This window comes from Bacillus sp. NEAU-CP5 (assembly GCF_026420705.1).
Taxonomy (GTDB): domain Bacteria; phylum Bacillota; class Bacilli; order Bacillales; family Bacillaceae; genus Bacillus; species Bacillus velezensis.
The window spans coordinates 506,685-520,119 of record NZ_JAPMOV010000002.1; the positions used below are offsets into that span (position 1 = coordinate 506,685).

The following is a 13,435-nucleotide window of genomic DNA, read 5'->3' on the forward strand; positions in this document are numbered from 1 at the left end:
TATATTGCCTCTACACTCACTTTTGATAGGAGGACATCTACATTGGACGTTATCAAAATATCGCCGCGCGGCTACTGTTACGGCGTTGTTGATGCCATGGTCATAGCCAAAAACGCGTCACTCGATAAAACACTGCCAAGACCTATATATATACTGGGAATGATTGTTCATAATAAGCATGTCACAGATGCGTTTGAGGAAGACGGCATTTACACGCTTGACGGCACAAACCGTCTGGAGATTTTAAAGCAGGTGGAAAAAGGAACCGTTATTTTCACGGCTCACGGGGTATCTCCGGAAGTAAGAAAAGCCGCTGAGGAAAAAGGGCTTGTTACGATTGACGCCACATGCCCGGACGTCACGAAAACACATGACTTAATCCGAAAAGTAAAAGCTGAAGGTTATCACGTCATATACATCGGTAAAAAAGGCCACCCCGAGCCTGAAGGAGCCGTCGGCGTCGCTCCTGAAATCGTTCATCTCGTTGAAACAGAGGAAGACGTGAGAAATCTCGATATTCAGGCTGAGAAATTAATCGTTACAAACCAAACGACAATGTCCCAGTGGGACGTCCACGATATTATGGAATCAGTCAAAGAAAAGTACCCGTACGTGGAATACCATCAGGAAATCTGCCTGGCCACACAGGTTCGTCAAGAAGCTGTATCAGAGCAGGCAAAAAAAGCGGACTTAACCATTGTTGTCGGTGATCCGAAAAGCAATAACTCCAACAGACTGGCTCAAGTGTCAGAAGAAATCGCCGGAACAAAAGCCTACCGAATCGGAGACATCAGTGAACTGAAGCTCGAATGGCTGAAAGACGTCAATACCGTCGCCGTTACCGCAGGCGCATCAACACCGACACCGATTACAAAGGAAGTCATCCGCTTTTTAGAGCAGTTTGACCACAACGATGAATCGACATGGCAGCTTGAACACAGTGTGCCACTTAAAAAAATCCTTCCGAAAGTAAAAATAAAAAACTGAGGCCCGGGGCCTCAGTTTTTTTATAAGAAGGTAAATGGGTTTGTATCTGTTTCGGAAGCGAAAATGCGCACATCATAGTTTTTCTCTCCGGCCATTGCCGTAAGCTTCTCAGCCGTGCCTTTTCTCATGATCTTTTCAGCATAATGCCCCGGGTCTACGACGTTTAATCCCATCATCATCGCATCATGCGCTACATGGAAATAAAGATCGCCCGTCACGTAAACATCTGCACCCTTCCGCTTTGCCTGATAAATATATTTATTTCCGTCACCGCCAAGAACCGCGACTTTTTTCACCTTGCTGTTTCGCTCTCCGACCATCCGGACTCCGTTAACGTCAAACTTTTCTTTCACAAACAGCGCAAACTCTTCAAGCGTCATGTCTTGCTGAAGTTTTCCGATGCGGCCGAGCCCTTTTTCAAGCGGAGACTGCTCCACCGGATAAATATCATATGCCACCTCTTCATACGGATGGCTTTTTTTCAGCGCTTTTACGACGGTTCTCTCCATACTTGCCGGAAAAACGGTCTCAAGTCTCACTTCATGGACGAGCTCCAGTTCTCCCGTCTGTCCGATAAACGGTTCTGCCCCATCCAGCGGCTTAAAGCTGCCGATTCCCTCAGAGGAGAACGCGCAATGGCTGTAATTGCCGATATGTCCCGCTCCGGCGTTGCCAAGTGCAGTTCTTACAGCTTCTTCATAGTCTTTCGGAACATATACGGCAAGCTTTTTCAGCGGATCCGAATATGTCGGGACGAGCACCTCTGTGTCTGTCAGGCCCAGAGCTTCGGCAAGGAGATCGTTCACACCGCCGTCCGCTACATCAAGATTCGTATGAGCCGCATATACGGCAATATCATGCTTTATACATTTCTCAATCAGTCTTCCGCCAGGCTGATCAGTGGTGATCTGTTTAAGCGGCCGAAAAATCGGCGGGTGGTGGGCGATAATTAAGTCAACTTTTTTCTCAATGGCTTCATCTACCGTTTGTTCAAGAACATCCAATGTCACCATGACATTTTTCACCGGCTTATTCAATGTACCGATCTGCAGGCCGATTTTATCTCCTTCCACCGCAAAAGCCTTCGGTGAAAATTGTTCAAACAGCTGGATGATTTCCTGTCCGTTTACATGTTTAGGCATGTCCGATTACCTCCTTCAGCAGAGAAATCCGCTCTTTCAATTCAGCTAATTTTTCATGGTTTTCATGCTTTGCGCTGCGGCTGATCTGTTCATAAATTTGTTCAGTATGCTTAAGTTCCTGGCTCCATTTCCGAAGAAACACTTCATTCCTCTCTTTTAATAAAAACGGACCCGCAAGCATTCCGGCAGCCATCGGCACGTTCCGATACGGCGCATCACGGTCGCCAGTTTCCGCAACGAGGATTTCATAACACTTTCCGTCTTCTTCGAGAATCACTTCATCAAGCAGTTCATAGCCTTCCTGATACAGCCACTCTCTTATATGAACGGCATGAATATTCGGCTGCAGAATCAGCCGTTCACGCCCCGTCAATTTCGTTTTTCCGGACTCCAAAATATGAGCGATCAGCGCTCCGCCCATGCCGGCGATTGTAATGGCGCCGGCTTCTCCTTTTTCAAGGACGCTCAGCCCGTCACCTTTCCTTACGGAGATAAGAGTGCTTAAGTCCAGTTTTTCCACCTGCTGTTTGGCGGATAGAAACGGTCCGTCTGTAATTTCACCGGCGATTGCCCGGCTTGCCAAATGATTCAAAACGGCATAGCAAGGAAGATACGCGTGGTCTGACCCGATATCAGCAACCAGGGCACCCGGAGGGATATATTCCGCCACAGACTGCAATCTTTTAGATAACTTCATTTCATTCACAATATCACAACTTTTCTCAGGTTCTTTTTCCTTTACTATCATATAAAAAAACCGCCCGGAATCCAAGCGGCGGATAGAGTTTTTCATATGTCTTTTATATAGGGACCGGTAAAGCTTTATTTAATGTCAGAAACCCATTTTGCCATGCCATCCAGCTTTTCGGCCGGCACAAGGCCCGCGGGCATCCCGTTGCCGCCTTTTTCAATTTTTGTTTTAATCTCAGCGACATCTTTTCTTTTGCCGACGCCTTTTAAGTTCGGCCCTGACACACCTTCATAGTTTTCCCCGTGACAGGTGATGCAGTTCGCTTTATAAATCTCTTCAGGTGAAGCGTTTGCAGTTTCCTTCTCGGCATTTTTGCTTTCACCGCCGCTTGCGATCTGATGCGCATCTCCATTGCCTTTTACAGCTAAAAAGAAAGTCAGCCCTATTCCCAGCACTGCAATGAGCAAAAAAGGAATCAGCGGATTCCACTTCATATCTCCATCCCCCTTTTTCATTCTCCCCCTATGTAAACACTTCTAATTCTAACTTATTTTTACAAAAAGTAAATGGTCTTGCTCAGCAATTTCATTGATTTCACAATTTATACAAAAAGCAAAATAACTGTTTTGTTTATCACAAAATTATCTTTATTCTATTGTATAATGAATTGTATACGCTTACAATAAAGAATATAAATAAACTTATCTCATTTTCCCCCTTTCAGGACATGCCGCATTTTTTCCGAACTCATTTGCAAAACATATGCTTATCCAGTAAAATAAAGGTATATTATCCATATATCTTATACATAAAAAAGAACGGATCAAAAAGACCCGTTCCATTCTATTCGAGAAAATCCTTCAGACGTTTGCTTCTGCTCGGATGTCTCAATTTGCGAAGCGCTTTTGCTTCAATTTGGCGAATACGCTCTCTCGTTACTCCAAACACTTTGCCGACTTCTTCCAAAGTTCTTGTGCGCCCGTCATCCAGACCGAAACGGAGACGCAGCACGTTTTCTTCACGATCTGTCAACGTATCCAGCACATCTTCCAGCTGTTCTTTTAAAAGCTCATATGCCGCATGATCCGACGGAGATGTCGCTTCCTGGTCTTCGATGAAGTCACCGAGATGTGAGTCGTCTTCTTCACCGATCGGCGTTTCTAAAGAAACAGGCTCTTGAGCAATTTTTAATATTTCACGGACTTTTTCAGGCGTCAGATCCATGTCTTCAGCAATCTCTTCCGGTGTCGGCTCTCTGCCAAGATCCTGAAGAAGCTGACGCTGCACCCGGATTAATTTGTTGATGGTTTCCACCATGTGAACCGGGATACGGATTGTTCTCGCCTGGTCAGCGATGGCGCGTGTAATCGCCTGTCTGATCCACCAAGTCGCATACGTACTGAATTTATATCCTTTACGGTAGTCAAACTTCTCGACTGCTTTCATGAGACCCATGTTTCCTTCTTGGATCAAGTCTAAGAAAAGCATGCCGCGGCCGACATACCGTTTAGCAATGCTGACAACTAAACGAAGGTTTGCTTCAGCCAGTCTGCGTTTAGATTCCTCGTCACCCTCTTCAATTTTTTGAGCGTAGGTGATTTCTTCTTTAGCAGAAAGAAGATTTACCCGTCCGATTTCCTTAAGGTACATGCGGACTGGATCATTGATCTTTACACCAGGCGGTACGCTGAGGTCATTAAGGTCAAATTCTTCTTCGGCTTTGGCAAGCTGTTGAATATTAGGATCTTCCGTTTCTTCATTTTCACTAATTAATTCAACACCTTGTTCTCCTAAAAATTCATAATACTCATCCATTTGGTCTGATTCAATTTCAAAGCTGGACATGCGTTCAGCAATTTCTTCATATGTTAAAACGCCACGTTTTTTTCCAGTTTCAGTAAGCTGCTCTTTTACCTGGTCTAATGTAAGTTCTGTTTCTGTTTCGTGGGTTTGTTTATCAGCCATTATGGATCCCTCCTTCCAAAGCTTGCAACGAATTCTAAAAGCGGTATGTTTCTTATCCGCCCCGGAAGCCTTCTCTCTTTTTCAGCATGCAGGGCTGCGGATAATAAATGACAATTCATGATGAGGTTAAGCGATCTATTTGCTCCTCCGCAAGGAATCATTGCCAATCAGAACGCAAGCCTCTTTTTGGTGTTACTTTAATGATCGGTTCAATGCAACAATTTCTTGAGCCAGAGACGCAGCTTTCACGAAGTCTTTCTGCCTCTCCGCATCCGCTCTTTCTGCTTCTTTTTCCTTTATCATTGACCATTTTCGGTGATCCAACACTTTTTTTACGTAATCGGATAACTCGGCCTCTGAGAGCTCCTCGTTTACTTGGAGCATCCCTATATCTGAAAGCAGCTGGCTGATTTCCTCATCCTGCATTCTCGCCATAAGATGCTGCGGCGTCATGTCAGCCCCCTCTTCATATACAGCGTACAGGTATGCTGCCAGCGCACGATGTCCGTCAATGTTAAATTCAAAGCCGACACGCTCAATCACTTTCTTTATGACGTTTCGGTCTCTCAGCATATGAGCGAGCAGAAGTCTTTCCGCGTTCTCATAGGCGGGACGGAGACGGCGCCGTTTCGCTTTTGTCGTCACCCTGGCCCGTCTTGTCTGCGGTTCGGCGTTTTTGTCGCCGGGGGCGTTTTGTCTGGCGTAGATGGAAAGCTGTTCCGTCAAAGACTCTACCGAAAGAGAAAATTCCGAGGCGAGCTGCTTCACATACATTTCCTGCTCAAGCGACCCGGAAAGAGCGCTGATTTCTTTCAGCACCTCTTTCATGTAAGCGAGCCGGTCTCCTTCGTCAGATAAGTTTTTCCCTTTGCGGAAATACTGCATTTTAAAAGCCATGACCGTAACGCTTGCATCAATGATATCGGTCCGGAATTTTTCTCCGCCCCGGGTTCTGATATAATCATCAGGATCAAGCCCGTCAGGCAGCATGCTTACTCTTACCTTACAATCGGCTTTCTGGAGCAGGCCGGCCGCTTTCAGCGTAGCTTCGTACCCGGCTTTATCTGAATCGTAGCAGAGAATGACCTCCTGAACATTTCTTCTGAGGATTTTCACATGTTCTTCGGTGAGCGACGTCCCCATTGTGGCGATACTTTCTTTTACGCCTGAGCTGACGGCGGATATGACGTCAGCGAATCCTTCAAACAGAACGGCTCTCTCCTCTTTCCTGATCGGCAGGCGCGCCTTATGAAAGTTATACAGCAGCTTAGATTTATGAAACAGCGGCGTTTCCGGGCTGTTCATATATTTCGGCTGCTGGCTTCCGAGCGCCCTTCCTGAAAAAGCCGCCACGGCTCCGTGGTGATCATGAATGGGAAACATAATTCTGTTTCTGAAACGGTCAAAATACCCGCTGCCGTCTTCCCTTCTGATCAGCAGACCCGCTTTTTCCATCAGTTCTTCCTCAAAACCGCGCTTTTTCAAGAATTTCGTCATGAAATCCCAGGAATCCAGCGCGTAGCCGATTTCAAACTCATCTATGAGCTCTTTCGTAAAACCCCTTGATAAAAGGTAATCTAACGCTTCCTGGCCTTCCTTTGTATTTATTAGCAAATGATGGTAAAATTTCTTCAGAAGCTCGTGGGCTTCCGCCATCTTCTGCTCTCCGGAAGATTCAGGCCTGGATGCAGAGTGAATCGTTATATCATCAGGGAAATCAATCTGATATTTATCCGCAAGGTGAGAAACAGCTTCCGTAAATGAATAGCCTTCCATCTGCCGTAAGAAAGAGAAAACGTTCCCGCCCGCACCGCATCCGAAGCAATGAAAGATCTGCTTATCGCTGGAGACGGAAAACGAGGGCGTGTTTTCCCCGTGAAACGGACAGAGCCCAAAGTAGTTGCGGCCTTGCTTTTTCAATTGGACATAATCACCTATGACTTCAACAATGTCTGCTGACTGCTGCACCTGATTAACTACTTCATCTGGTATGCGGTTTCCCATCTTATAACACTCCGTCGTACATTATTCGATGCTTTGATTTGAAATCCCTTCATCATTCGACAGGATTTTTTTAAGCAGGGTAACAAATCGATTCCGATCTTCTTTATTTAATTTTTTAGGTCCTTTGGAATGAATGCCGCTTCTTCTCATTTTGCCTGACATATGACGGCTCATCAGAGCGAAGTCAATCGTGTCTTCAGTATAAGAACGGCCCCTTTCCGATAAGACGGCAATATTTCTGTTCAGCAAAAGAGAGGCTAAACCGATATCCTGCGTGACTACGACGTCTCCCGATCTCACATGGTTTGCGATATATAAATCTGCCGCTTCTTTATGAGGATCAACGTATACCCAGTTCTCGTCTTTGCTTCTGGAAAGCTGGTAGTGTTCAAATGATGCGACGAAAATAACCCGAACGCTGTATTGCGATGCAATGAGCATTATTTCCTCTTTTACGGGGCATGCGTCTGCATCGACAAAAATCGTCTTTTCTTTTTCATTTAGAAGACTAATTCTCCATCCCTCCATCAATCTCCTGCATAAAAACAAGCGAAATCGCATATGCTCCATGACTGCGGATCTATTTTGAGCTTTGTCGAAAAATTTCCGGGAGTTATTCTTGACATCTTACCCATAATAGTTTATTCGTATCACACGAAGCTTAAACCTAAAAATAAACATTTTATCACAATTTTTTATTATAATACAAACTTCGTGAAGATGCCATCCTTTTTGTTTATTCCCTATTTGCATACCCAAAAACCCAGGATAAAGCGTCCTGAGTTATCGGCCCTTTGTTTTGAGATGATGAATGATGTTCGCTGTTTCCTCGACCGCTTTATTCGAAACGTCAACGACTTGGCAGCCGATCCGGTCCACGATTTTCTCAAAATACTCCAGCTCTTCTTTAATTCTGTTGATATTGGCGTAAATGGCTTTGTCATTTAAGCCGAGAGATTTTAACCGTTCTTTTCGTATATGGTTCAGTTTATCAGGGCTGATTTTTAAGCCGATGCATTTTTTCGGATCAACGCTGAACAGTTCTTCCGGCGGATCGACCTCAGGAACGATCGGCACATTGGCCACTTTCAGACGCTTATGGGCAAGATATTGTGATAATGGGGTTTTAGACGTTCTGGATACTCCGAGCAGGATGATATCGGCTTTTAAAATGCCTCTTGGATCCCTGCCATCGTCATATTTGACGGCAAACTCGATCGCCTCGACCTTTTTGAAATAATCTTCATCAAGCTGGCGGACGCGGCCCGGTTCATATTTGGCGGTCAGACCGTAAGCTGATTCCATTTTATCGATGAGCGGACCGATAATATCGTAATACAGCACATTCGCTTTTTCCGCTTGTTCAACCAGGTATTTGCGCATTTCAGGAACAACGAGCGTAAAACAAATAATGCCGCCGTCCGCTTTGGCGAGAGACACGACTTCATTAATGGTGCCGATATCTTCCACATAAGGTATTCTTCTGATATGCGTATCATCGGCTGAGCCGTTAAACTGGCTGAGCGAGGCTTTTACAACGAGTTCGGCGGTTTCTCCGACTGAGTCTGATACTACATAAATGATGCGATTGTCCATGTTATCCCCCCGTTAGTTTTCAAGCTTATATGATTTCATTTTCTGATAAACTGACAAGTATCTTAGTCATATTCGTTTTGGTAAACCGGCCGATGACCTCAAAGCCTTTATCCGTATCTTTAATAACGGGAAGGGCATCGATCTGTTTTTCAATTAAATACTTGGCGATGTCCATCACATAATCGTCACGCCGGCAGACGGCGATATTCGGCATTCTTGTCATGATAATATGAACCGGTATTGAGGCAAGTTCCTGCTGGCCGATGCTCGCCCGCAGCAAATCTTTGCGTGACAGCACACCGACTAAGACAGCATCACGATCTACGACAAATAACGTGCCGACATCTTCTAAAAACATGGTGCAGATGGCATCGTATACCGAGACATTCTCATTGATGACAACAGGGATCGATTGAAAATCTTTCACTTGCAGCTTTTTCAGTTTATCCGCAAGCAGCTGATTTCCCGTTTTCCCCGTATAAAAATAACCGACCCGCGGACGGGCCTCTAAGAAGCCTGACATGGTGAGTATGGCCAAGTCCGGCCGCAGCGTAGCCCTCGTTAAATTGAGCTGTTCTGCGATATGCTCTCCGGTAATCGGGCCGTTTTCCTTTACAATCTGTAAAATTTGTTCTTGCCGTTTATTTAATTCGATCGTACTCACCACCTTTATGGAAGGGTTTCTTTATCTATGTTTTCATTCTGTGATGTTTATGTAAAAGGGGAAAAGACGATTGCCGATCACACAGCAACCGTCTTTTTCTTTATTTTACAATAAGATGATTCATATTAGCAAAAGACTTGATCACATCTGCAAGAGCGGTCATTTGCGCTAAACGGTTGGTTTTTAATGTTTCATCGTCCGCATTTACCATCGTGTGATTAAAGTAGTCTTCGATCGGCTCCTTTAATCCGCTGAGCACGGCAAGCGCCTGTTCATAGTTTTTGGAGGCAAAGCTTTCCGCGACACTGTCTTTTGTTTTTTGATAAGCGTCAAACAGCTTTTTCTCCTGTTCATTTTCAAACAGATCCGGCTTGACATCGCGGCTCTCGCCTTTTTTGCTGATGGAGATGACCCGGCCGAGTGATTCAGCCGTTTCTTTAAAGCCGGGTGTGCCAAGGTGCTTCTCAAGCACTCTTGCCTTATGAACGGCTGCATACGGCTCAAGCTCTGTGCTGTCCAGAACGGCTTCAATAACGTCATGACGGATGTCTTCAGCGTTTAAGACGTATTTCAGGCGCTGTGTAAAGAAATCGAGGAGCTCATTTTCTTTTTCCGTTTCTGTCAATGACAGCAGCTCTTTAAACGAAATGCCCCAATTGCGATCGATCAGAATGGAAACGATGCCGCTTGCCTGACGGCGCAATCCGTACGGATCTTGAGAACCTGTCGGAATTACGTCAATGCTGAAGAAGGAAGCAATCGTGTCCAGTTTATCAGCTAACGCCACGACCGCGCCGGTAAAGGTTGAAGGCACTTCTCCCCCGGCCGCTCTCGGCATATAGTGCTCATTGACAGCGGCAGCGACGGCATCATCTTCACCGAGCATGCGCGCATATTTTTCTCCCATTACGCCTTGAAGCTCAGGGAACTCATAGATCATATGTGTAACCAGGTCAAATTTAGAAATTTCTGCGGCGCGCTTCACAAGTTTTTGCGTCTGTTCATCCGCTTTCAGGCGGACGGCAAGTTTGCCCGCAATGGCGGCCACTCTTCTTACTTTATCTCCAAGGGAGCCGAGCTCTTCATGGAAAACGATATTTTCCAGTTTCTTCACGTTTTCATCAATGTTCAGCTTTTGGTCTTCTTTGTAGAAGAACGCAGCATCTGAAAGCCTTGCTCTCAGCACTTTCTCGTTTCCGCGGGCAACATTTTCAATTGCATGGCTGTTCCCGTTTCTTACCGTAATAAAATGAGGCAGCAGATTCCCGTTTTCATCTTTTACCGGGAAGTAGCGCTGATGCTCTTTCATTGTTGTTACAAGCACTTCTTCAGGGATAGAAAGAAATTCGGATTCAAAAGATCCGTAAAGCGCTGTCGGGTATTCCACCAGATGGTTGACTTCGTTCAGCAGGTCCTCATCGATCGGAATATTCCATTTCTTCTCGGCCGCAAGCGCGTCCAGCTGGGTTTGGATCATTTGTTTGCGTTCTTTCGGGTCAGCAATGACGCTTTGTTCTTTCAGCAGCTTTTCGTATGATGCCGGTGCATCAACGGATACTTCTTGGCCGAGAAAGCGGTGTCCCTGCGTGTTCCGGCCCGTCTCGACATTTGTGATTTCAAACGGAATGACGTCTTTTCCAAAGAGGGCGGCAATCCATTTGATCGGACGGATATAGCGCAGATCCTGCGTGCCCCAGCGCATGTTTTTCGGAAAATGCAATCCGGCAATCAAATTTTCCAGCTGCGGTAAAAGTGTCTTCGTCTCTTGTCCTGCCTGGAATTTTTGAACGAAGACATATTCCGTGCCGTTTACATCTTTTATATAAAGGTCATTCACTCCGGCGCCTTGGCCTTTTGAAAATCCGATAGCGGCTTTTGTCCAGTTTCCGTCAGCATCCTGAGCGATTTTTTTCGCCGGGCCTTTTGCTTCTTCCTGAATATCAGCCTGTTTTTCTGCTACGTCTTTTATATATACTGCCAGACGTCTCGGCGTATTAAAAAGTTTCACTTCGCCGTGGGCGATATTTTTTTCAGCCAGCCAGCCGGTCAGCTTTTCACCGAGCTGCACCATGCTGTCATGTAAAAACCGCGCCGGCATTTCCTCGAGTCCGATCTCTAAAAGCAAGTCTTGTTTACTCATGGGAAGAGCCCTCCTCTTTAAGCATTGGGAACCCTAATTTTTCCCGTTCTTCATAATACGTTTTTGCCACTTTTCTCGCTAAGTTGCGGACACGGCCGATATAACCCGTCCGCTCTGTCACCGAGATCGCGCCTTTTGCATCGAGCAGATTAAATGTGTGAGAGCATTTCAGCACATAATCATAGGCCGGATGCACGAGCCCGTTATCCATTTGTCTGATCGCTTCTTTTTCATAGGTGCTGAACAAATGGAAAAGCATATCCACGTCAGATGTTTCAAAAGTATAAACGGAATGCTCATATTCAGCCATCATAAATAAATCTTTCACAGTAAATCCTGACGTCCATTCAAGATCAAAGACGTTTTCTTTATCCTGAATATATGACGCGAGACGTTCAATACCATATGTGATTTCAACGGATACCGGTTTACATTCAATTCCGCCCACCTGCTGGAAGTATGTAAACTGAGTAATTTCCATCCCGTCAAGCCATACTTCCCAGCCGAGACCTGCACAGCCTAAAGACGGGTTTTCCCAGTTGTCTTCTACGAAACGGATATCATGTTCAAGCGGGTCAATGCCGAGCGCACGCAATGAATCAAGGTAAAGCTCTTGAATGTTATCAGGCGACGGCTTGATAATGACTTGGAATTGGTGATGCTGATAGAGCCTGTTCGGGTTTTCACCGTACCGTCCGTCCGCAGGTCGTCTGGACGGCTCAACGTAAGCCACTCTCCACGGTTCCGGCCCGATGCTTCGTAAAAATGTATACGGGCTCATTGTGCCTGCGCCTTTCTCCACATCATACGACTGCATGAGCACACAGCCTTCATTCGACCAGTGCTTCTGCAAGGTTAAAATCATATCTTGAATGTTCATTTCAAGCACCTCCACTTTCTCCATTCTTTTACAAGTGCGGCGGCAACCAAAAAACTCCCGTCTCTATGCTTGCCGGCCGCAAACATAGGGACGAGAGTTCTCCCGCGGTTCCACCCTAGTTGCTGAGGATGTGAATCACTCAGCCTCTTTTTAAAGGGTTGCTCGAGAATGCCTTTCGTTGCGCGCTCATCCTTAGCTTACACTGCCCTAAGGTCGCTTGTATGAGTTGGACGCAAGTACTTCTTTCTGTCACTGCAACATATTTTATAATAAATGATCATATAAAAAGATGGGCAGAATGTCAACTTTTGTTTTCATCCAAAAGGTTCTTCATGCTTTCCATCTGATCTAAAAACCGTTTTGACTTTAAATAAAGTCCTGAATATTCCTCGTAATACAGATCAATGACCCGTTTAAGTTCGTTTTTGGTTTCCTGTTTTAACGAGACGCTGCCGAGCCTTCCGATATCAAAGTAATAAAAAAGCCTTAGCAGCCTTGCCGTTTGCGGCGAAATCGGAACTCTGTACGGATCCTTTTCAAAGCAGCGGTGGCAGATAAACCCGTTATCTCTTATCGAAAAATGAAACGTCCCTTCCCCGCTTTTGCAGTGGACACAATGATTCAGCTCCGGATACAGCCCCATGACGCCGAGCATTTTCATCTGCACGATGAAGGTGATCACGTCCGGGTCAGTCCCGTCATTCAGCCTCTTAAAGGATTCGAGAATCAATTCGAATAAATAGGGGTTCGGTTTCTTCTCTTCCGTTCCTTTGTCAGTGAGTTCAGCGATAAAAGCGGCATACGCCGTCAAAAATAAATCTTCTCTGATCGTTCTCATGCTGAGAATCATTTCACCCTGCTGGAGCGTGCCGAGTCCGGATGTTCTTTGCATTAAAAATGACCCGTACAAAAACGGCTGGCTGACTGCTGACAGCCGGCTGGCTGACTTCCTGGCGCCCCTTGCCATGACGCCGATTTTGCCGTGTTCCCTCGTCAGCAATGTCACGATTTTATTCGTCTCCCCGTAGTCATTCGTACGGAGCACGATTCCTTCACATTTAGTCAGCATTTCCGCACCTTCCAACAACGGGAGGGGCCAAGAGGTTTACAAAATTGGAAAATCAATTCGGGCTAGCTCATCTTCCGGTTCTTCGGGTCTTTCCAGGTTCTCTTTTTCCAGTTCTTTAAAAAGAAGGTACGTATCAACACTTCCTGTTTGAGAAAATACGTTCCAGGTAAAATTCAACACAAAAAACCCACCTTTCATCATTAAACTAGCTTTGCAATCCAAATTCTTACCCTTATCTTGACCTGATGTCCTCCTTTTCATGTTAAACAAATTTTGCTAACGAATCCCTGCTTCTGT

13 protein-coding genes are annotated in these 13,435 nt (G+C 45.6%); 1 reads left to right on the forward strand and 12 read right to left on the reverse strand.

Going from position 1 to position 13,435, the window contains the following annotated elements; translation table 11 throughout:
• Window positions 1-42: 42 nt before the first annotated feature.
• On the forward strand, window positions 43-987 hold the full coding sequence (locus OTK50_RS07650) for a 4-hydroxy-3-methylbut-2-enyl diphosphate reductase (protein ID WP_012118007.1): 945 nt from the start codon (window positions 43-45) through the stop codon (window positions 985-987).
• 20 nt (window positions 988-1,007) lie between these two features.
• On the opposite strand, the gene OTK50_RS07655 is transcribed toward OTK50_RS07650, so the two are convergent.
• From OTK50_RS07655 to OTK50_RS07710, 12 genes are all read right to left on the reverse strand, one after another.
• The gene (locus OTK50_RS07655; RefSeq protein ID WP_014418401.1) at window positions 1,008-2,129 is read right to left on the reverse strand and encodes a Nif3-like dinuclear metal center hexameric protein; all 1,122 of its coding nucleotides are present in this window, start codon (window positions 2,127-2,129) and stop codon (window positions 1,008-1,010) included.
• Window positions 2,122-2,826: a tRNA (adenine(22)-N(1))-methyltransferase gene (locus OTK50_RS07660; RefSeq protein ID WP_224224357.1), complete on the reverse strand. Its 705-nt coding sequence runs from the start codon at window positions 2,824-2,826 to the stop codon at window positions 2,122-2,124. The genes OTK50_RS07655 and OTK50_RS07660 overlap by 8 nt, the downstream gene beginning before the upstream one ends.
• A gap of 125 nt (window positions 2,827-2,951) precedes the next feature.
• Complete coding sequence (cccA, locus tag OTK50_RS07665) at window positions 2,952-3,314, reverse strand: cytochrome c550 (protein ID WP_224223678.1); 363 nt, start codon at window positions 3,312-3,314, stop codon at window positions 2,952-2,954.
• A 349-nt stretch (window positions 3,315-3,663) separates the two neighbouring features.
• Window positions 3,664-4,785 carry an RNA polymerase sigma factor RpoD gene (gene rpoD / locus OTK50_RS07670; RefSeq protein ID WP_003152998.1) on the reverse strand — a complete coding sequence of 374 codons (1,122 nt, stop codon included), beginning with the start codon at window positions 4,783-4,785 and terminating at the stop codon, window positions 3,664-3,666.
• Window positions 4,786-4,977: 192 nt separating this feature from the next.
• On the reverse strand, window positions 4,978-6,789 hold the full coding sequence (dnaG, locus tag OTK50_RS07675) for a DNA primase (RefSeq protein ID WP_007408290.1): 1,812 nt from the start codon (window positions 6,787-6,789) through the stop codon (window positions 4,978-4,980).
• A gap of 21 nt (window positions 6,790-6,810) precedes the next feature.
• Entirely contained in the window at window positions 6,811-7,317 is a 507-nt protein-coding gene (locus tag OTK50_RS07680) for a YaiI/YqxD family protein (RefSeq protein ID WP_007612647.1), read from the reverse strand.
• Between the two features lie 255 nt (window positions 7,318-7,572).
• A complete protein-coding gene (locus OTK50_RS07685; RefSeq protein WP_003152991.1) occupies window positions 7,573-8,385 on the reverse strand; it encodes a pyruvate, water dikinase regulatory protein in 813 nt (270 codons plus the stop codon).
• Between the two features lie 25 nt (window positions 8,386-8,410).
• Complete coding sequence (ccpN, locus tag OTK50_RS07690; RefSeq protein ID WP_003152989.1) at window positions 8,411-9,049, reverse strand: transcriptional regulator CcpN; 639 nt, start codon at window positions 9,047-9,049, stop codon at window positions 8,411-8,413.
• A 100-nt stretch (window positions 9,050-9,149) separates the two neighbouring features.
• Window positions 9,150-11,189, reverse strand: a complete 2,040-nt coding sequence (gene glyS / locus OTK50_RS07695) for a glycine--tRNA ligase subunit beta (protein ID WP_224223679.1) — start codon at window positions 11,187-11,189, stop codon at window positions 9,150-9,152.
• Complete coding sequence (glyQ, locus tag OTK50_RS07700) at window positions 11,182-12,069, reverse strand: glycine--tRNA ligase subunit alpha (protein WP_003152984.1); 888 nt, start codon at window positions 12,067-12,069, stop codon at window positions 11,182-11,184. Before glyQ ends, glyS begins: the two co-directional genes overlap by 8 nt.
• A 301-nt stretch (window positions 12,070-12,370) precedes the next feature.
• Window positions 12,371-13,138, reverse strand: a complete 768-nt coding sequence (gene recO, locus OTK50_RS07705) for a DNA repair protein RecO (RefSeq protein WP_044802539.1) — start codon at window positions 13,136-13,138, stop codon at window positions 12,371-12,373.
• 36 nt (window positions 13,139-13,174) lie between these two features.
• Entirely contained in the window at window positions 13,175-13,318 is a 144-nt protein-coding gene (locus tag OTK50_RS07710) for a YqzL family protein (RefSeq protein WP_007408286.1), read from the reverse strand.
• Between the last annotated feature and the right edge of the window lie 117 nt (window positions 13,319-13,435).

Excerpts from the sequence above, each read along its gene's own strand:
- OTK50_RS07655 (WP_014418401.1), bottom strand. The coding sequence starts at position 2,129 with ATGCCTAAACATGTAAACGGACAGGAAATCATCCAGCTGTTTGAACAA.
- OTK50_RS07660 (WP_224224357.1), bottom strand. The coding sequence starts at position 2,826 with ATGAAGTTATCTAAAAGATTGCAGTCTGTGGCGGAATATATCCCTCCG.
- cccA (WP_224223678.1), bottom strand. The coding sequence starts at position 3,314 with ATGAAGTGGAATCCGCTGATTCCTTTTTTGCTCATTGCAGTGCTGGGA.
- rpoD (WP_003152998.1), bottom strand. The coding sequence starts at position 4,785 with ATGGCTGATAAACAAACCCACGAAACAGAAACAGAACTTACATTAGAC.
- dnaG (WP_007408290.1), bottom strand. The coding sequence starts at position 6,789 with ATGGGAAACCGCATACCAGATGAAGTAGTTAATCAGGTGCAGCAGTCA.
- OTK50_RS07680 (WP_007612647.1), bottom strand. The coding sequence starts at position 7,317 with ATGGAGGGATGGAGAATTAGTCTTCTAAATGAAAAAGAAAAGACGATT.
- OTK50_RS07685 (WP_003152991.1), bottom strand. The coding sequence starts at position 8,385 with ATGGACAATCGCATCATTTATGTAGTATCAGACTCAGTCGGAGAAACC.
- glyS (WP_224223679.1), bottom strand. The coding sequence starts at position 11,189 with ATGAGTAAACAAGACTTGCTTTTAGAGATCGGACTCGAGGAAATGCCG.
- glyQ (WP_003152984.1), bottom strand. The coding sequence starts at position 12,069 with ATGAACATTCAAGATATGATTTTAACCTTGCAGAAGCACTGGTCGAAT.
- recO (WP_044802539.1), bottom strand. The coding sequence starts at position 13,138 with ATGCTGACTAAATGTGAAGGAATCGTGCTCCGTACGAATGACTACGGG.